Below are 18,126 nucleotides of genomic sequence, written 5' to 3' on the forward strand. Positions count from 1 at the left end.
AAGGAGAATGATCATGACCGAACAGACTCGCACCGACAGCGCGCGCGATCACGACGACAAGGACCTGATCGAGGGCATGATCCCCGCCGGTGACGCGCAGACCGGCACCAGCGGCGGTGCGCTTGCTCGCGACGTAGGATCGCAGGCCGACATGAAGACGGTGACTGATCCCGATGGCACCACGCGCGCGACCAAGCAGGACGACATCGACGCAGGCGTCGCCTACGACAGCGATCGCTGAGAACGACAAACTCGCGCGTCAAACCACGACGCGCGGGTTGACCTCGTCGCCCCCGCGGTCGACACCGCTCATCGATGCCGACCGATGACACCCCCACCCGCAACATCGCGCTGCTGATCGACGCCGATAATGCGTCGTGGCACGCGCTTGATCCTGTGCTAACCGTGCTGGCGGAGCTCGGCACCGTCAACATCCGGCGCGTCTATGGTAATTGGTCCAAGCCAGGGCTGAAAGGCTGGCGCGACATGAGCGTTCGCCACGGCATCGAACCGCAACAGCAGTTCGACCTGACCAAGGGCAAGAACGCGACCGACATGAAGATGACGATCGACGCGATGGACCTGCTGTTCCGCGGCCGCGTGCAGGGCTTCGGGATCATGTCGTCGGACAGCGACTTTATGCCGCTCGCCACCCGCATCCGGCAGGACGGCCTGCCCGTCTACGGCTTCGGCACCGCCAAGACGCCGCAGGGATTCCGTCAGGCGTGCAGCCGCTTCATCGACGTGGCCGCGCTGGAACAGGCGAATGGCGCTGAGGCAGCGCCGGCCACTGCCGCGGAGCCGATCGCCGATACGCCGCTTAGCGATGCGCTGCCGCCATCGATCGGCGCGAAGCCTGTTGCGGCGAAGAAGGCCAAGCCGCCGGTCGATCAGGAACTGCTCAAGCTGCTGATCGACGCCTATGACGCGTCGAAGCGCGACGAGAAGGGTTATGTCAGCCTGTCGGCGATGGGACAGCTCGCCGCCAATCGTTCGTCGTTCGACGTGCGCAATTACGGGTTCAAGCGACTGTCCGACCTGGTCGAGTCGGTGCCCAATTTCCAGATCGAGCGGCGTGACGGCCGCGCCCTCGTCAGAAGGCTTCGTTGATGCGTTCCTTGTTGCTTGCCGGTGTCACCTCGGCGCTGCTGTCGACTGCCGCTCCCGCTGCCGCGCAGACCGATCCGGCGCGCCTATCGGAAACGGTGAAGACGCTAGCCTCCGACCGCTTCGGTGGCCGCGCTCCGGGCACGGCGGGCGAGAAGGTCACGGTCGACTGGCTGGTGGCGCAGTTCAAGTCGCTGGGGCTGGAGCCCGGCGGCGAGAACGGCGCGTGGACGCAGGCGGTGCCGATGATCCACACGCAGATCGGCAGCGGCGCCGCAATGCGGGCGGGCAAGACCGTGCTGACGCAGGGCAAGGAGATCGCGGTCACCACCGTTCGCGCCGCGCCCAGCATCGCGATCCGCAACGCGCCGATGGTCTTCGTCGGCTACGGTGTGTCGGCGCCCGAGGCGAAGTGGGACGACTTTAAGGGACAGGATCTGCGCGGCAAGGTCGCGGTGTTCCTGGTCAACGATCCCGATTTTGAGGCACAGGCGGGCGAGGACGCGAAGGGTCGCTTCGGCGACCGGCGCATGACCTATTACGGGCGCTGGACCTACAAGTTCGAGGAGGCTGCACGACGCGGCGCGGCGGCGGCGCTGATCATCCACGATACCGGCGGCGCGGGTTATCCGTGGTCGACGGTAAATGCCTCGAACGGCGAGAATTACGACATCGTCCGCGCCGCGAACGACCCGCGCGTGCCGTTGCAGGGCTGGATCGAGCATGACGCCGCCGACCGCCTGTTCAAGGAAGCGGGGCTCGACTTGTCCGCGTTGCGCGTTCAGGCGCGATCGGCATCGTTCCGGCCGATCGACATGAAGACCGGCTTTTCCGCCGAAGCAAAGGTCGCGGTCGAGCGTATCCAGAGCGCCAACGTGCTGGCGAAGATCCCCGGCAGCAAGCGTCCGCGCGAAAGCGTGATGTTCGGCGCGCACTGGGACGCCTACGGTGAAGGTCCGGCCGATGCCAGCGGCGCGACGCTGCGCCCGGGCGCCAACGACGACGCGCTCGGCATCGCCGGGATCATCGAGCTGGCGCGCCAGTTCAAGGCAATGCCGGCGCCCGAGCGGACGCTGGTGTTCGCCGCCTGGACCGGTGAGGAGCGCGGGCTGCTGGGTTCCGAATATTATGCGACGCATCCGGTCTACCCGCTCGGCCTGACGGCGGCGAACCTCACGCTCGACATCCTGCAAACCGCCGGGCCGGCGCGTGACGTGATCCTGGTCGGCAAGGGGCAAAGCTCGCTGGATGATCTGCTCGCGCGCGCGGCGGCGGGACAGGGGCGCACGATCACGCCGGAGACGTTCAGCGAGCGCGGGCTGTTCTACCGCGCCGATCACTTCTCGGTTGTGCGACGCGGCGTGCCGTCGCTGCTGCTGATGGCGCTGGGCGGCGCACCCGACCTGGCGGACGGCGGCGCGGTAGCGGGGCAGAAGTGGCTCGACGCGTACATGGCGTGCTACCACAAGACGTGCGATCGCTGGTCGGCCGACTGGAACCTCGTCGGCGCGGCGCAGGACGTCGACCTGTTCCGCGACATGGGCGAACGACTGAGCCATGCCGGCGTGTGGCCGACGTGGAGCGCCGGGTCCGAGTTCGCCGCCACCCGTGCGCAGAGTGCGAACGAGCGTCGCTAGGCTCGATCAGGCGTCGTCGCGCAGCACCGCCTGCGTCGTTTCGAGCTCGCCCAACGTGTCGAGTGCACAGGCCGGCAGCTCCTGCGCGAGAGCGACGATCGCGTCGTCGCCGGCATGTTCGACCTGGTCGGCAAGCAAGGCGATGCGACGCGCGCCGATGCTGAGCGCCGCGCCCTTCAGGAAATGCGCCGCCGCACGCGCATTGGCGAGGTCGCCCTGACGCGCGAGGTGGAGCACCATCGACGGCCGTGTTTCCAGCTCCCTGATGAAGGTGCGGATCAACTGAAGCACCTGCGCGCCCGGCAGGAACTCGGCATAATCGCGCAACTGCGCCGGATCGATCAGCGGCGCGCTGCCGAGGTCGATTGCGGCGGGATCGATGATGACGGTCACGACTGTGCTCGCTGTAACATGAGGATGGCCTGCGTCCGGTTGGGCACCGACAGCTTCTTCAGGATGGCCTTGACGTGCGCCTTCACCGTAATCTCCGACAGTCCCAGATCGAACGCGATCTGCTTGTTGAGGCGTCCGCTTTCCATCGCGGTCAGGACGCGCGACTGGGCGGTCGTGAGTGAAGACAGCCGCGCGAAGTCGCTGTCGACCGGCAACGCCGTATCCGCCAGCGCGAACGAGAACCACGTCTGGCCCGCCATCACCGCGCGCATCGCTTCCACCATCACCGAGATCGGCGTCGCTTTGGACAGATAACCGTGCGCTCCGGTCACCGCGACCTGCTGCTCGATGTCCGGGTTGAGCGCGCCGCTGATCACCAGCAGGCGCAGGTGCGGGAAGCGTTCGAGCAGCGCAGGGACGCCAAGCACCGATCGATTGTCGGGCAGCGCCAGATCGAGCGTCATCAGCGTCGCCCCGGCGGCATGCTCACGCGCCTCCGCCAGCGACGCCGCCTCGATCACGGTCAGGTCGGGAGCCGCGACACCCAGCGCCATCGCCGTCGCCTGCCGGCACATCGGATGATCGTCGACGACGATCGCCGAGGTCTGAGTTGAAGCGGTGGCGGCGGACATGGTAGCTGGCTCCGATTGGGTCGCTTGCCGTTCGGCAATGCGATCATCCGGCGCTTAGCGCGACAATGGTAACCGAAGCGGTAACGACGTTGAACAGCGCGTGCGTGACGCTCAGTTGATGCTGGCGATCAGCGCGCTCAGCTGACGACGCCCGAGATCGTTGACCGAAATGTTAGTGCGCGATGCCGCCGCCTTTTGGCCGACGGTGCGCAGCAGCGTCGCCTGGTAGCTGGCGCAGTTCGCGCTCTCGGCGGTGCGCAGGCAGACGGTGCTGCCGTCCATCGCGGTGCGGGTGATGACCGCGCGCGAGGGCAAGGCGCGGCCGGTGTCGGCCTGCGCGCTGCCGGCCAGCGTGGCGGCGATGGCAGCGGCGGCGATCAGGGTCTGGCGGATCATGGTTCGGCTCCGTGGTATCTGGTGGCGGGGGCGACTGACGCCCTCTCGATGATCCGCTTTTGCCGTGATCGGCGGGCGCGCGATATTACCCCTTGGGGTCAAATCAGGCAGCGCGGGTAAGCGCACTCAATCCCCGGGCGAGCACGTCGGGCAGGTCGTCGCCGACACAGCCCGCGACGGCCTGCTCGACCCCAGCCGCCGCATCGGCGAGAGGCGAGGTGCCGCTCGCCGCCAGCGTGCGCAGGTGCGCCGTGATCTCGATCAGCGTCGCCTCCTCGAACGCACCGCGGCGGATCAGCGTCGACAGCAGTTCCAGCACGTGGCGGCAGTCAGGCGTCGTCGCCCTGCCCCAGCGGTCGAGCACCTGCTGCAGATCGGCGAGCCGCAGCGGCTTGGCGAGATGCGCCTGCATCCCCGCCGCGAGGCACAGGTCGATATCGTCGGCGTAGGCATTGGCGGTCAGCGCGACGATCGGCAGCGTCGCTGCGGTGTGGCCCGCTGCGCGCAGGCGACGCGTCGCCTCCAGCCCGTCGACCTCGGGCATCTGCATGTCCATCAGCACGAGCGCGAAGGGGTCGTTCTCCGCCTGCGCCTGCTCGACCGCCGCCACGGCGGCGGCACCATCGGCAGCGACGACACAGCGCGCGCCCAGCCGCTTCAGCATTGCGGAGGCGAGCATCTGGTTAATCTCGTGATCCTCCGCCAGCAGAACGCGGATGTCGGGTGAGGCGGTCGGTGCGGGTAAGGCAACCGGCATGGCGGCTGGCGTGACAATACCCGCGGCCGCGATGAGCGGCACGCGCAGGAAGAAGCGGCTACCCTCGCCCGGCGCACTCTCCAGGCGTAGCGATCCATGCATCAACCGCGCGAGCTGCGCGCCGATCGCGAGCCCGAGCCCTGATCCCCCAAACCGCCGCGCGGTCGAGGCGTCGGACTGCATGAACTTGTCGAAGATCGCGGCGTGGCGCGCGGGCTCGATGCCGATGCCGGTGTCACGCACCTCAATCTCGAGCCACTCGCCCGCCGCGTCGCGCAGCACGTCCGCGCGCAACGCGACCGATCCTCGCGCCGTGAACTTGACGGCGTTGCCGAGCAGGTTGAGCACGATCTGGCGCAGGCGCAGACCATCGCCCTGGATACGCGGCGGCACCGCGTCGGCGATCTCGCAGGTGAGCGTCAGCGCCTTCTGCTCGGCCAGCGGCGCCATCAGCTTGGTGCAGCCACGCAACGCATGGCGCAGGTCGACCGGCTCAGCCGCGATCTGCATCTGCCCGGCATCGATCTTCGACAGATCTAGGATGTCGTTGAGCAGCCGCATCATCGCACGACCCGAATCGGCGATCACCTGCACGCGGGCGCGCTGCTCGGGCTCGAGAGCGCCGTCGAGCAGCAGCTCGGTCGCGCCGATCACGCCGTTCATCGGCGTGCGAATCTCATGGCTCATGTTGGCGAGGAAGGTCGACTTCGCCGCGCCCGCGATCTCCGCCGCATCGCGTGCCGCGGCGAGTTGCAGTTCCAGTTCCTTGCGCGCAGTGACGTCGCGGATCGAGACGATGATCTCCTGCGCGACGCCGCTCGACGGGTTGCGGACGAGCCCGCAATTCGCCTCGAGCCAGCGCCACGTGCCCGGACGGTCGACCGGTTCGGAACGGTAGCTGACCACCATCTTGTCGATGATGCCGCGCGCAAGATCCTGGTAGGCGCCGCGGACGATCGCATCGTCTTCGGGATGGAAGCGTGACAGCATCGACGCGCCCAGCAGCTGCTCGGGCGGTGCGCCGATCACGTCGCGCACCGAGGGCGAGGCATAGAGGCAGGTACCATCGAGCGTCAGGCGGAACACCGCATCCGTCGCATTGCTGGCGAGGAGGCGCAGCTGGGTCTCGCTGTCCGCCAGCGCAGCGGCGGCGAAGGTGCGTTCGCTGATGTCGATCGTGACGCCGATATGGCCCACGGGACAGGCGAACAGGTCGCGCTCGACCGCGCTCATCGCGTCGGCCCAGATCTGCGTCCCGTCGGCATGAACGAAGCGGAACTCGCCGCGGAAGTTGCCGCTCGTCGCCGCGGTCGCCTGCCAATCGGCGAAGACCTTCGCACGGTCATCGGGGTGGACCGCGCTTGCCCAGCCATCGCCGGCCGCTTCGTCAGGGGTCAGGCCCGCAAGCACGTACCAGGCGCGGTTCGCGTAGGTCAGCCCGCCCGCCGCATCGGTGCGGAAGATGCCGACGGGCGCCAGATCGGCCAGCGTCTGGAAACGGTGCTCGCTCTCCTTCAGCGCCTGCTCGAACGCGAGCCGATCGGTCACGTCATTGAGCGAGCCGACGGTCGATTCGGGTGCGCCGCCAGCGTCGAACAGCATGCGCGCGCTCACATCGACGTGCCGGATCGCACCATCGCGTCGGATGATCCGCAGGCGCCCGACCTGTCCCTCCAGCGTGCGCGCGAGAAAGCGCCGCTGCATATCGGCGAGGATCGGCAGGTCGGCGGGGTGGATGACGTCGCGAATTGGCGTGCCGAGCGCCTCGGCGACGGGTACGCCTGTCAGCCGCTGCCACGCCGGGTTGAGGAACGACCAGCGCCCGTCGGTATCGACGCGGTACAGCACCTCCTGCATGTTCGCGAGCATCGCCTGTGCATTGTCGTTGCGAACACGAAGGTCGTTCTGCGTGCGCTCAAGCCGGCGCAAAATCGCGGCCACGGGCAGGCCCAGGCAGAAGTTTGCGGCCAGGAAAAGCTGCAACACCAGCATGCGTTCATGGGCGCCGCCGCGCACGAGCGTGATCGGCCCAAGGTCGAAATAGGTGGCAACGGAGGCGACCAGCGCCAGGACAACGACGGTGACCGCCGCACCCAGCCGACCGAGCCGCAGCGCCGCCAGCATCACGACGGGTCCGGTCAGGAAAAGCAGCGGGTACCGCGACTGCGAGAAGAGCAGCACCGCGAGCGTGAATGATATGATGGTGAAGGTCGCGATCTCGCGACGGCGCGCTTGCATGTCATCACGCTTGCCGACCAACGTGTCGTGAACGACGCAAACGATCGGAGTTAGTAAGATCAAGCCGAGCGCGTGTGCGCCTGCCCAGGTAAAACCGGTCGCTAGCGCAAAGGCAACGCCGCTCGACCAGAATGCCACGATCATCAACGACGACAAGGCAAACGGCGCGGCGATCGACAGCACGGTGAAACGGCCGAGTTGGCGCAGGCTGTTGAGCCCCGACGCCCGCCCGACGCGCTGCATGCCAAGCGTGACGATCAGCACTTCGGCCATGTTGATACTGGTTCGCACCACGACCTGCGTCGCAGACAGACCTGCGCTGAGCAGTCCGGCAGTGAGCAGCGTGGCGACGCTCAGCCCCAGCAGTCGGCCCCTCATCTTCGTCGACTGCAGAAACACCCCGACAAGCAGCGCATTGGGGAGCCAGACGATCGCGACGGGCGACTGGCTGCGCGCCAGTGCGAGACACAGCCATGCGACGACGCCGAATATGGCAGCAACGGCAAGATCGGCTGCAAGCGCGCGGGACAGCCGAAACGGGTGCCGGATGGATGACATGCCATCCGGCCTAGCCGGTGCTGGTTAACACCCTGCTAACACACTCTATTCATTCACGCATAAGCGTACGGGCCGCCCTCCTCGAGCGCCTTCTGATAGGCAGGACGGGCGTGGATCTTCTCCAGCCAGGCAATCGTGTTGGGGCGGCTCTTGTCCAGCCCGGCACGGCTGCGCGCGGCTTCGAGTGGAAAGCTCATCATGATGTCTGCCGCAGTCATCTGGTCGCCCGCGAACCACGGCTGGTCCGCCAGCGACTGTTCAACGAAATCGAGATGGACATCGATCATCGGCTGGATGCGTCTGGTTGCAGCCTTTCCCATCAGCGGGATGCGGCCGAGCACCAGCTTCAGCAATAGTGGCGGCATCAACGAACCCTCGGCATAATGCAGCCAGAAACGATAGGCGAGCGCCTGGTCGCGCTTCGCCGGTGCGCCCAATCTGCCATCGGCTTTGTCGACCAGATATTCGACGATCGCGCCGGTCTCGGCGACGACGCAACCATTGTCGTCGTTATCCTCGATCACCGGCGACTTTCCGAGCGGATGCACCCGGCGCAGTTCCGGTGGCGCGAGCATCGTCTTCTTGTTGCGTTCATACCGCTTCACCTCGTGCGGCAAGCCGAGCTCTTCCAGCATCCACAGGACGCGCTGCGAGCGGGAGTTTTCTAGATGGTGGACGATGATGGTCATGCGGGCTTCCCTTCGGCGTGCGCGGTCCAGATCCAGGCGGATGCCGGCATGGCGACACATCCTGAGCGTGCATAACGCGCGAGCCGCATTCCGATCCGATCGAACAACGCAGCACGCTGTTCTCCACCAACCGACCGGATAGCCGCTGCAGCGGGCCCGATCCGACCGAAGAAGCCGATCGCGTCAGCGATCGCAGCCGCATCGTTCCTCCCTTCGCCTGCGACATAGCTGAACGCGATCGGCGTTGCTGTCGCGACGCGCCAGCCGGCCCGCGCCATCATCTCCGAAACATAGGCCGGATCACCGAAGGCGAACGGCCCAGGTGCATAGCCGCGCGGTGGAGGCGGTGTTACACCGATCGCTTCGTCGAGTTCGGCCGCCCAGACATTATCCCGCCGCGAGCCGAAGCAGGAGAAAACCAGCGGCGCACCAGGCGAGACATCACGACGTAGATCGGCAAAGGCGGTCGCGGGATCGGCAAAGAACATGACACCGTGGCGTGAGAAGATCAGCGCTGGCGCGGGCTCTTGTCGCCCCACCTCCAACACGTCGCCGGCGACGAAGCGGAGGTTCGACAGCCTGTATCGCTCGCGTGCGATCGCGATCATCGGTTCGGACAGGTCTACGCCAAGCACCGACGCGGCAGGCCGCGCATTCGCCACCTCGGCGGCAGTGCTGCCGACGCCGCAACCGAGATCAAGGAATAGTCCGTGATCGGGTGCAACCGACAGGATCGCGCGGGTGAGGTGCGGCGCGAGATCGGTGAAGCTGCGCTCGGTTCGCGGCCACTCTCGCGCCCAACCATCACCGACCTTCCCGCACCAGTCACTCGCGTTGGTCACGCTCATTCTCCGGTTGGTCGCTCATCGGTCACTGCTTGCGGTGCCTGACCACGCCGCCGTTCGCGAAAACAACAACGGCCCGCCATTACTGGCGAGCCGTGCATGAACAATCGAAAGCAGCGACCTTGATCAGATATCGTCGTCTTCGGAGGGTCCGGCCATCATCTCTTCAGACACCGCATCGGTGCGGGCGCGGATCGCCTTTTCCAGCCGATCGGCCATCTCCTTGTTCTCGCGCAGGAAATTCTTGGCGTTCTCACGCCCCTGCCCGATCCTGACGCTGTCGTAGGAGAACCACGCGCCGGACTTCTCGACCAGTCCGGCCTTGACGCCGAGATCGAGGATCTCACCGATCTTCGAAATGCCCTCGCCGTACATGATGTCGAACTCGACCTGCTTGAACGGCGGCGCGACCTTGTTCTTCACCACCTTCACGCGCGTTGCATTGCCGGTCACCTCGTCACGATCCTTGATCGCGCCGGTGCGGCGAATATCGAGGCGGACCGAGGCGTAGAATTTCAGCGCATTGCCGCCCGTGGTGGTTTCCGGGTTGCCGTACATGACGCCGATCTTCATGCGCAGCTGGTTGATGAAGATCACCATACAGCGCGAGCGGCTGATCGAGCCGGTCAGCTTGCGCAAGCTCTGCGACATCAACCGCGCCTGCAGGCCGACATGGCTGTCGCCCATCTCGCCCTCGATCTCGGCGCGCGGAACGAGCGCGGCGACCGAGTCGACCACCAGCACGTCGATCGCGTTGGAGCGGACCAGCGTATCGGTGATCTCCAGCGCCTGCTCGCCCGTATCGGGCTGCGACACGATCAGTTCGTCGATGTTGACGCCCAGCTTCTTCGCATAAACGGGATCGAGCGCGTGCTCGGCGTCGACGAATGCGGCGGTGCCGCCGTTCTTTTGCGCCTCGGCGATGACGTGAAGCGCGAGTGTCGTCTTGCCCGAGCTTTCGGGGCCGTACACCTCGATCACCCGTCCACGCGGCAGGCCACCAACGCCAAGCGCGATGTCGAGCCCGAGCGACCCGGTCGAGATCGCCTCCACCTGCATCGCTTCCTTTTGCCCGAGCTTCATCGCCGAGCCCTTGCCGAACGCGCGGTCAATCTGCGCGAGCGCGGCGTCGAGCGCCTTTTGACGGTCGTTAGTCGCGGTTGCCATGCCGGTATCGATCACCTGAAGTTTTGCGGCCATTGCCGTTCCCTTTCGCTAAAGCACCCGCGCGTCACGTCAACGCGTTCATGCATCCGTACACACTTTGTTCCTTAGGAACAAGTAGGGAACGATATGGCACAATCAAGCCGTTCGGTATCGGGCAACGCGCTCTGCGAAGCGCGTTGAAGCGAAGGAGTCCTCGAAGCTCTGGTCGTGGTCGTTCAGCAACGGGTCGCAGATCATCCGCTTCAATAGCCGAAGCGCTTCTCCGTCGTTGTCGGCGATCTGCTCGGCGACGTGGCGCGCGTCGGCGTTCAGGTCGACCAAGCCGACGCGACATGCCTCGGCCGCGTCGATCGTCTCCGCCGTGAACAGCAGCCGGGCGGCCTGCGCCTTGCCGACACGCGCCGCTAGCCTGGCCACATCAGGCGCCGGATAGCCGATCCCAAGCCTGGCTGGCGGGATCGCGAAACGCGCCGCGGGCGTAGCGACGATCATGTCGCACGCGAGTGCCAGCGCAACGCCGGCGCCATGGCAACCGCCCTGAACGGCAGCGATCGTCGGCATCGGCAATGCGGCGATCGCCTCGATCCCGTCGCGCATCGCCATGCGGAACGCGCCACGTGCGCCAACATCGTCGGCGAGGCGCGAGAGATCGCGCAGGTCGGCGCCAGCGCAGAAGATGCCCGGCACATCGGAGGCGAGCAGCACGACCTTTGCCTCCATCGGCACCCGTGCGACGATCGAGGCCAGGTCGAGCCACGTCGCAGTGGGCAGCGCGTTGCGCGCGCCGGCGCGATCGAGCGCAATCCGGGCGACCGTGCCCTCAATGGTCAGGCGGATCATTGCACGAAGGTCGCCAGCTGCCACCATCCCGGTGCCGCTTCCCTGATGCGCCGCGCCGCTTCGTCACGCGCGGCGAACGAGCCGAACAACGCGAAACACGTCGCACCGGAGCCGGACATGCGGGCGAGCCTGACGCCAGGCTGGCCGGCCAGCGCCGTCAACACCTCCGCGATCACCGGCGCGATTTGTTCGGCGGGTGGTTGCAGATCGTTGCGACCCGCTAGTGCGCGCTCAAGCGTGTCGCCGCGCGCGAGCGCACCACGATCCTCTTCGTCCCAGCGCGCGAACACCGCTGCGGTCGAGACTTCCACGCCCGGGTTGACCAGTAGCGCCGGCATGTCGCCGAGCCCCTCGATCCCGGCAAGCGCGTCGCCCTTCCCGTGTCCGAGCGCTGCCTGTCCAAGGAGACAGGCAGGGACATCGGCCCCCAACGTAGCGGCAAGCGCGAACAGACGTTCGTCGGTCACCGACATGCCGTGCAGCCGCGCGAGTGCGCGCAACGTCGCAGCCGCATCGGCCGACCCACCGCCGATGCCGGATGCAACCGGCAGGTGCTTGTCGAGCGTGATCGCATGCGCCGCATCGATGCCGAAGCTGGTGCAAAAGGCGCGCTCGGCACGAGTGACGAGATTGTCCACGCCGTTGCTCAACCCGCCGGCGAATGGTCCCGTGATCGTCAACGCGGCCGGGCCGCGCTCGACGGTGACCACGTCCCCGTCGCGCGCGAAGGCGAACAACGTTTCGAGGTCGTGGTAGCCGTCGTCGCGGCGGCGACGGACGTGGAGCGCCAGGTTAAGTTTGGCCGGTGCCGGCTCGACGATCACCTGCTCCGACACGGCCGTTCCTTTTCATAACCCGTTGGCGATCTTGCCCGACAGCCGCTGCGCGATGTTGGGCGTCTCCGCCGTAGCGCGGGCGGCGGTCCAGGCATAGCGCGCCTCGTAACGGCGCCCGACTCGCCAATAGATGTCGCCGAGATGCTCGCCAATCTCTGCGTTGTTCGGGTCGGCCGCGACGGCGCGTTGGACGAGCGGCAACGCGCGCGGAACATCACCGCGGCGGAACAACGCCCAGCCGAGCGAGTCGGTGATCGCCGCATCGGTCGGCTCAGCCCTCGCCGCACGCTCCAACATCGCCTGCGCCTCCGGCATCCGCTCACCATGCTCGATCAGCGCATAGCCGAGGTAATTGAGAACCAGCGGCTGATCGGGCGCACGCGCATAGGCCTGTTCAAGCGCGCCGCGTGCCGCCGGCCAATCGCCGCCGCGATCAAGCGCGGCACCATATTGCAGCCAGTCGGTCCAGTCTGCCCCGGCGCGCTCGGCCAAGCGGCGGTAGAGCGGCGCAGCGTCACCGGGCCGATCGAGCCGCAGGTACAGGTCGGCGAGCCGTTGGACATCGGCCGGGTCGGCGGCGCGCGCTGCGGCGAGTGGCTGGGCAAGACGCAAGGCTTCCTGCGTCCGGCCGGCATCGGCAAGAATCTGTACACGTCCCGCCATCGCCTGCGTCGCGTGGATGCCGCGTGCATCGACCTGGTCGAGCACCGCGAGTGCGCGGTCAGTCGCGCCGTCCTTCGACAAGGCGCCTGCGAGCAACAATCGCGCGCGGTCGTCGCCGGGATCGGCGCGCAGCGCGGACTGAACGAGCGTATAGCTGAGACCGGTCGGGTTGCCGAGCGCGAGGTCTGACGCGACGCGGGTCAGCAGCCATGAAAGGCCGAAGGCGAGACCCGGCTCGATCCGCGCGCGCGGCCGCTCGCGCAAGGCGACCACTGGCGGCGCGTCGCCGATGAGCAGGGCACGCGCGAGGTTGCGGTCACCGCGCGCGATCAGCAGCCGTGCGGCGGCGATGCGGGTATCGGTACTCGACTGATCGTTGCCGAGCAGCGGACGCAGCGCCGCCACGCCCTCCTCGCTGCGGCCCTGCGCGAGCAGAAGCAGCGCGCGCGTTTCCGAGACGAAGCGGCGGGCCACCGCGTCGCCGGGCTGGACGGCGAGCGCGGCCGTGGGATCGCCCTTCCACTCGAGCGCCGCCCAAGCATGCAGCGGTGCCGACAGGATCTTAAGCGGCGTCGCTTCTAGCGCCGTCAGCGCGCGATCGGCCGCGGCGCGATCATTGGCGCGCGCGGCTGCGGCGAGTGCAAGCAGCGGCGCGTCGCTCGGCAGCACGCCCTTGCGGGCCAGCACCGCGGCGGCGCGGTCCGCAAGCGCGTAATCGCCCGCGCGGACTGCCTCACGATAGGCGTGGATTGCGACGACCGGGTCGTTGGATGACGCGCCCAGCGCAGCATCATAGTCGCTCGCGGCCAGAGCGACCTGCCCGTCCGCATCGGCCACTCTGGCGCGCAGATAGGCTGCGACCTCGGGTTCGGCAACGCTTCTGTCAGCGCGATCGACGGCGGCGGTGTCGGCGACGTTGGTCTGCGCCAACGCTGGCGTACCGAGAAGCAATCCCGTCAAGAACAAGAGGCTCGCCGTCGCAGGATGGCGGCGGCGAGCGGATCGGGCAAAGTCACATGTTCGGGTAATTGGGTCCACCACCGCCTTCGGGCACGACCCAGTTGATGTTCTGCGTCGGGTCCTTGATGTCGCACGTCTTACAGTGGACGCAGTTCTGCGCGTTGATCACCAGACGGGGATCGTACGTGTCTTCGCCCACGATCTCGTAAACGCCCGCCGGGCAATAACGCTGCGCCGGCTCGTCGTAGAGCGGCAGATTGTGCGCGACCGGCACCGACGCGTCCTTGAGCGTCAGGTGGACGGGCTGATCCTCCTCGTGGTTGGTGTTCGACAGGAATACGGAGGACAACTTGTCGAAGGTCAGCACGCCGTCGGGCTTCGGGTATTCGACCTTCTTCACCATGTCCTTGCGCCACAAGGTTTCGTTGTCCGGATGATGGTGCAGCGTGAACGGCATCTTGAGCCCGAGATATTCGGACCACATCGTGATGCCGGCGAGACCCGAGCCCATGAAGTCGCCGAACTTCTTTACCAGCGGCACGACGTTGCGGACGATCGACAACTCCTTCTTGACCCAGCTATGCTCGAACGCCTCTGGATAGGCGGTCAGCTCGTCGCCCGAGCGCTGCGACAGGATCGCCTCGACCGCGGCCTCCGCCGCCATCGTGCCCGACTTCATCGCGGTATGCGTGCCCTTGATCCGCGGCACGTTGAGGAAGCCTGCGCTATCCCCGATCAGCGCGCCGCCGGGGAAGACGAGCTTGGGGATCGATTGCAAGCCGCCGTCCGAAATCGCGCGCGCGCCGTAGCTGACGCGCTTTCCACCCTTCAGAAGTGCTGCGACCTCGGGATGCGTCTTCCACTTCTGCATCTCCTGGAACGGCGACACATAAGGGTTGGTGTAGTTGAGCCAGGTGACGAAGCCGATTGAGACCTGCCCGTTCGCCTGATGATAGATCCAGCCGCCGCCGTTCGAACCATCGGTTTCGCTCAGCGGCCAGCCCTGCGTATGGATGACCTTGCCCGGCGTGTGAAGCTCAGGGTCGATGTCCCATAGTTCCTTGACGCCCAGACCATAGACCTGCGGATCGCAATTGGCGCGCAGGTCGAAAATGCGCATCAGTTCCTTTGACAGGTGACCGCGGCATCCTTCAGAAAAGAAGGTGTATTTCGCGTGCAGCTCCAGTCCCGGCTGGTAGTCGCCCTTGTGCGTGCCGTCCCGCGCGACGCCCATGTCGCCGGTCGCGACGCCCTTAACGCTGCCGTCTTCGTTGAATAGCACCTCGGCGGCGGCAAAGCCGGGAAAAATTTCCACGCCGAGTTCCTCGGCCTTGCCCGCGAGCCAGCGGCAAAGGTTCGCCAGGCTGCCGGTATAAGTGCCCTTGTTGTGGAGGAACGGCGGGGTCCACAGGTGCGGCAGGTTGACCTTCTTGTTCTTGGTCAGCACCCAATGGATGTTCTCGGTCACGGGCACTTCGGCCAGCGGGCAGCCGTCCTCGCGCCAATCGGGTAGGAATTCGTCGAGCGTGCGCGGATCGATCACCGCGCCCGACAGGATGTGCGCGCCCACTTCCGAGCCCTTTTCGAGCACGCAGACCGAGATGTCGGCTTCCTTTTCGGCGGCGAGTTGTTTGATGCGGATCGCCGCCGACAGCCCGGCTGGGCCGGCGCCGACGATCACCACGTCGTACGGCATCGATTCGCGATCGCTCACTTCACACTCTCCTCTGGCCGCCCCGCTGGCGCGGGCACGCACTCCTCATCGCACCGCAGCACCATCCTGGCCATGCTGCGGTGCCAGCAACTTGACCTTCGCGTCAACCACGCATCCTATGCGCAGCAAGCATGGGGGCAGATCAGCACATCGACTGGGCCAGTGAGAACTGGACCGACTATGCGGCGAGCGCGCTTGAGTGGTGGCGCGACGCCGGGGTCGACGTGGTGGTGGGTGACGAACCCGTCAACTGGTTGAACCGGAACAATTTTGCCGCACCCGACGACGTCTCGCCACCGCCGGCCGAGCGGGTCAGCCACGCGTCACCGGCGATAATTGCATCCGGAGCGCTCCCGGTGACGCTGGCCGACTTCGTGACATGGCGCGCAGGAAAGGACGCGCCCGACGCAGCATGGTCGGGCGAGCCGATCGGGACGACCGGGCCGGCCGACGCGGCGCTGATGGTGCTGGTCGATTGCCCTGAGCGTGATGATCGCGACCAGTTGCTTGGCGGAGCGACAGGCAGGCTGTTCGACAACATGCTGCACGCGATAGGGCTGACGCGCAACGCGGTGCTGCTCGCCTCCGTCTGCGTTCGTCGGCCGACGATCGGTCGCGTGCCGCGCGACCTGGAGCAGCGGCTCGGCGAGGTGACGCGCCACCATCTGTCGCTCGCGGCGCCCAAGCACCTGCTCGTGCTTGGTGATGCGGCGACCCGTGCCGTTCTGGCGACGAACGTCGCAGGCGCGCGCGAGCGTTTGCATGCCTTTAACCATAAGGATGGCACCAGCACGCGTGTCGTTGCGAGCCATCACCCCCGCGTCCTGCTGGACCGGCCGGCGTGCAAGGCGGAAGCGTGGAAGGATCTGATCTTGCTGAACGAGGGACTTCAGAAGTGAGAACGGGGTTGAAGCGCGCGTTGGCCGGCGCGGCCTATGGTTTGTGCGCGCTGGTATCGCCTGCCTTGGCCGCGGCTGCACCGCCCGCCCGTACCGCCGGCATCCCGCAGCAACTGACGCCCGAACAGCGCAACGGCTACCGTGCCGTGTTCGCCGCGATCAACGACAGCCGCTGGAGCGACGCGCAAATCGCGCTCGACAGCATGGCGCAAGGTCCGCTCCACGCCTATGCGCGCGCCGAGCTCTACACGGCGAAGGGCAGCCCCAAGGTCGAAGCCGACGCGCTGCTCAAGCTCATCAATGAAGCGCCCGAACTGCCGCAGGCCGACCAGCTCGAGCGGATCGCGAAGCTTCGCGGCGTCACCGAGCTGCCGCCGCTTCCCGTGCAGCAGCGGCTGATCTGGAACGATGGCGCTCCTATCCGCGCCCGCGCGAAGGCGACCAGGAGCGACCTGATCGCCGCCGATTTGGCGACCAGGATGCAGCCGTTCATCAAGGCCGATCTGGGCACCGAGGCCGAGGCGCTGCTCGACCAAACGCAAGGGCTCTCGCCCGAGGCGCAGACCGAGTGGCAGGCGCGCATCGCGTGGATCTACTTCCTCCAGGGTCTCGACACCCAGGCGCGCGCGCTGGCGGCGAAGGCGGAGAGCGGCGCGGGCGACTGGACGATCCAGGCACGCTGGACCGGCGCGCTCGCGGCGTGGCGACAAAAGGATTGCAGCGCGACGAGCCCCGCGTTCGAGAATGTCGCCGCGCGCGCGCCCGACACCGACCTGCGCGCGACCGCACTTTACTGGGCTGCACGAGCCGACATGATGTGCGGCCGCCCCGACAAAGTTGAGGCGCGGCTGAAACAGGCATCGCAGTTCGGTGAGACCTTCTACGGCCTGCTCGCGCGACAGGCGCTGGGGATCGATCTTGCCAAGTCACGCCCGCAGCGGGTGACCGACGACTGGGCCGCGCTCGAACGCCGCCCTAATGTCCGCGTCGCCGCGGCGCTGGTCGAGATCGGTGAGGATGACGAGGCCGACACCGTTCTGCGTCAGCAGGCGCGGATCGGCTCCCCGGCTGAATTCGCCAGCCTGACGCGGCTGGCCGAGCAGCTCGATCTCGCCTCAACGACCGTATGGCTGGCGCACAACATGCCGCAAGGAGTCACAGCGCTCGCCGAGGCGCGTTATCCACAGCCAAGCTGGACGCCCGACAGCGGCTGGCGCATCGACAAGGCGCTGGTCTACGCGCACGCGCTGCAGGAATCGGGGTTCCGCACCAGGGTAAAAAGCCCGGCCGGCGCCTACGGCCTGATGCAGATCATGCCTGCGGCCGCGACCGACTATATGCGCGAACGCGGCACCACAGTTGATCAGGCTGCGCTGACCCGCCCCTCGACCAACATTGACATCGGCCAGCGCCACATCGAGCGGCTGCGCGACATGGGCATGACCGGCGGACTGCTCCCGAAGGTGATCGCGGCGTATAACGCCGGGCCGCAGCACGTCGGTGAGTGGAACGGCATCGTCCGCGACGGCGGTGACCCGCTGCTCTACATCGAGAGCATCCCTTATTGGGAGACGCGCGGCTATGTCGTGACGGTGCTGCGCAATTATTGGATGTACGAGGCGCAGGGCGGCAAGGCGGCGTCGCCGAGCCGGTCCGCGCTGGCGCAGGGCATGTGGCCGCGCTTCCCCGGCTTGCCGGGCGCGACGGCAGTGCGGATGAACGCGCAGGCGCCCGCCACCGCGATCGCGATCAACGCCACGGTCGGTCCCGCCTCCTCGACCCGCGCCGACTAACC

At 66.9% G+C, this 18,126-nt stretch carries 16 protein-coding genes; 5 read left to right on the forward strand and 11 right to left on the reverse strand.

Features of this window, described 5'->3' with window-relative positions:
* Window positions 1–13 precede the first annotated feature (13 nt).
* The 3 genes from SMN802W_RS0100765 (at window position 14) to SMN802W_RS0100775 (ending at window position 2,744) form a co-directional block, all read left to right on the forward strand.
* A complete protein-coding gene (locus SMN802W_RS0100765) occupies window positions 14–241 on the forward strand; it encodes a hypothetical protein (protein WP_026325603.1) in 228 nt (75 codons plus the stop codon).
* A gap of 74 nt (window positions 242–315) precedes the next feature.
* Window positions 316–1,110: an NYN domain-containing protein gene (locus SMN802W_RS0100770; protein ID WP_019514971.1), complete on the forward strand. Its 795-nt coding sequence runs from the start codon at window positions 316–318 to the stop codon at window positions 1,108–1,110.
* The gene (locus SMN802W_RS0100775) at window positions 1,110–2,744 is read left to right on the forward strand and encodes a M28 family peptidase (protein WP_019514972.1); all 1,635 of its coding nucleotides are present in this window, start codon (window positions 1,110–1,112) and stop codon (window positions 2,742–2,744) included. The genes SMN802W_RS0100770 and SMN802W_RS0100775 overlap by 1 nt, the downstream gene beginning before the upstream one ends.
* A gap of 6 nt (window positions 2,745–2,750) precedes the next feature.
* On the opposite strand, the gene SMN802W_RS0100780 is transcribed toward SMN802W_RS0100775, so the two are convergent.
* From SMN802W_RS0100780 to SMN802W_RS0100830, 11 genes are all read right to left on the reverse strand, one after another.
* Window positions 2,751–3,137, reverse strand: coding sequence for an Hpt domain-containing protein (locus SMN802W_RS0100780; protein WP_019514973.1), 387 nt, complete (start codon window positions 3,135–3,137; stop codon window positions 2,751–2,753).
* Window positions 3,134–3,769 carry a LuxR C-terminal-related transcriptional regulator gene (locus SMN802W_RS0100785; RefSeq protein WP_019514974.1) on the reverse strand — a complete coding sequence of 212 codons (636 nt, stop codon included), beginning with the start codon at window positions 3,767–3,769 and terminating at the stop codon, window positions 3,134–3,136. Before SMN802W_RS0100785 ends, SMN802W_RS0100780 begins: the two co-directional genes overlap by 4 nt.
* Window positions 3,770–3,880: 111 nt before the next feature.
* Entirely contained in the window at window positions 3,881–4,165 is a 285-nt protein-coding gene (locus SMN802W_RS0100790) for a hypothetical protein (protein WP_019514975.1), read from the reverse strand.
* Window positions 4,166–4,268: 103 nt separating this feature from the next.
* On the reverse strand, window positions 4,269–7,718 hold the full coding sequence (locus SMN802W_RS17445; RefSeq protein WP_019514976.1) for a PAS domain S-box protein: 3,450 nt from the start codon (window positions 7,716–7,718) through the stop codon (window positions 4,269–4,271).
* A 53-nt stretch (window positions 7,719–7,771) separates the two neighbouring features.
* A complete protein-coding gene (locus SMN802W_RS0100800) occupies window positions 7,772–8,407 on the reverse strand; it encodes a glutathione S-transferase family protein (RefSeq protein ID WP_019514977.1) in 636 nt (211 codons plus the stop codon).
* Complete coding sequence (locus tag SMN802W_RS0100805) at window positions 8,404–9,249, reverse strand: class I SAM-dependent methyltransferase (protein WP_026325605.1); 846 nt, start codon at window positions 9,247–9,249, stop codon at window positions 8,404–8,406. Before SMN802W_RS0100805 ends, SMN802W_RS0100800 begins: the two co-directional genes overlap by 4 nt.
* A 129-nt stretch (window positions 9,250–9,378) precedes the next feature.
* The gene (gene recA / locus SMN802W_RS0100810; protein ID WP_019514979.1) at window positions 9,379–10,452 is read right to left on the reverse strand and encodes a recombinase RecA; all 1,074 of its coding nucleotides are present in this window, start codon (window positions 10,450–10,452) and stop codon (window positions 9,379–9,381) included.
* Between the two features lie 102 nt (window positions 10,453–10,554).
* Entirely contained in the window at window positions 10,555–11,259 is a 705-nt protein-coding gene (locus SMN802W_RS0100815) for an enoyl-CoA hydratase/isomerase family protein (protein WP_019514980.1), read from the reverse strand.
* The gene (locus SMN802W_RS0100820; RefSeq protein WP_019514981.1) at window positions 11,256–12,095 is read right to left on the reverse strand and encodes a 4-(cytidine 5'-diphospho)-2-C-methyl-D-erythritol kinase; all 840 of its coding nucleotides are present in this window, start codon (window positions 12,093–12,095) and stop codon (window positions 11,256–11,258) included. The genes SMN802W_RS0100815 and SMN802W_RS0100820 overlap by 4 nt, the downstream gene beginning before the upstream one ends.
* A 12-nt stretch (window positions 12,096–12,107) precedes the next feature.
* Window positions 12,108–13,718 (reverse strand): tetratricopeptide repeat protein, encoded by a 1,611-nt coding sequence (locus SMN802W_RS16110; RefSeq protein WP_238560079.1) that lies wholly within the window; start codon window positions 13,716–13,718, stop codon window positions 12,108–12,110.
* A gap of 52 nt (window positions 13,719–13,770) precedes the next feature.
* Window positions 13,771–15,414 (reverse strand): electron transfer flavoprotein-ubiquinone oxidoreductase, encoded by a 1,644-nt coding sequence (locus SMN802W_RS0100830; protein WP_019514983.1) that lies wholly within the window; start codon window positions 15,412–15,414, stop codon window positions 13,771–13,773.
* 149 nt (window positions 15,415–15,563) lie between these two features.
* On the opposite strand from SMN802W_RS0100830, the gene SMN802W_RS0100835 reads away from it, so the two are divergent.
* Window positions 15,564–16,331 carry a uracil-DNA glycosylase family protein gene (locus tag SMN802W_RS0100835; protein ID WP_019514984.1) on the forward strand — a complete coding sequence of 256 codons (768 nt, stop codon included), beginning with the start codon at window positions 15,564–15,566 and terminating at the stop codon, window positions 16,329–16,331.
* A gap of 8 nt (window positions 16,332–16,339) precedes the next feature.
* Window positions 16,340–18,124, forward strand: coding sequence for a transglycosylase SLT domain-containing protein (locus SMN802W_RS0100840; RefSeq protein WP_019514985.1), 1,785 nt, complete (start codon window positions 16,340–16,342; stop codon window positions 18,122–18,124).
* Window positions 18,125–18,126: the final 2 nt, after the last annotated feature.

This window comes from Sphingomonas sp. Mn802worker, assembly GCF_000382485.1.
Taxonomy (GTDB): domain Bacteria; phylum Pseudomonadota; class Alphaproteobacteria; order Sphingomonadales; family Sphingomonadaceae; genus Sphingomonas.

Bases quoted from the DNA above. Each gene is read 5' to 3' on its own strand.
- SMN802W_RS0100765 (WP_026325603.1), top strand. From the start codon at position 14: ATGACCGAACAGACTCGCACCGACAGCGCGCGCGATCACGACGACAAG.
- SMN802W_RS0100770 (WP_019514971.1), top strand. From the start codon at position 316: ATGCCGACCGATGACACCCCCACCCGCAACATCGCGCTGCTGATCGAC.
- SMN802W_RS0100775 (WP_019514972.1), top strand. From the start codon at position 1,110: ATGCGTTCCTTGTTGCTTGCCGGTGTCACCTCGGCGCTGCTGTCGACT.
- SMN802W_RS0100785 (WP_019514974.1), bottom strand. From the start codon at position 3,769: ATGTCCGCCGCCACCGCTTCAACTCAGACCTCGGCGATCGTCGTCGAC.
- SMN802W_RS0100790 (WP_019514975.1), bottom strand. From the start codon at position 4,165: ATGATCCGCCAGACCCTGATCGCCGCCGCTGCCATCGCCGCCACGCTG.
- SMN802W_RS17445 (WP_019514976.1), bottom strand. From the start codon at position 7,718: ATGTCATCCATCCGGCACCCGTTTCGGCTGTCCCGCGCGCTTGCAGCC.
- SMN802W_RS0100800 (WP_019514977.1), bottom strand. From the start codon at position 8,407: ATGACCATCATCGTCCACCATCTAGAAAACTCCCGCTCGCAGCGCGTC.
- recA (WP_019514979.1), bottom strand. From the start codon at position 10,452: ATGGCCGCAAAACTTCAGGTGATCGATACCGGCATGGCAACCGCGACT.
- SMN802W_RS0100815 (WP_019514980.1), bottom strand. From the start codon at position 11,259: ATGATCCGCCTGACCATTGAGGGCACGGTCGCCCGGATTGCGCTCGAT.
- SMN802W_RS0100830 (WP_019514983.1), bottom strand. From the start codon at position 15,414: ATGCCGTACGACGTGGTGATCGTCGGCGCCGGCCCAGCCGGGCTGTCG.
- SMN802W_RS0100835 (WP_019514984.1), top strand. From the start codon at position 15,564: ATGGGGGCAGATCAGCACATCGACTGGGCCAGTGAGAACTGGACCGAC.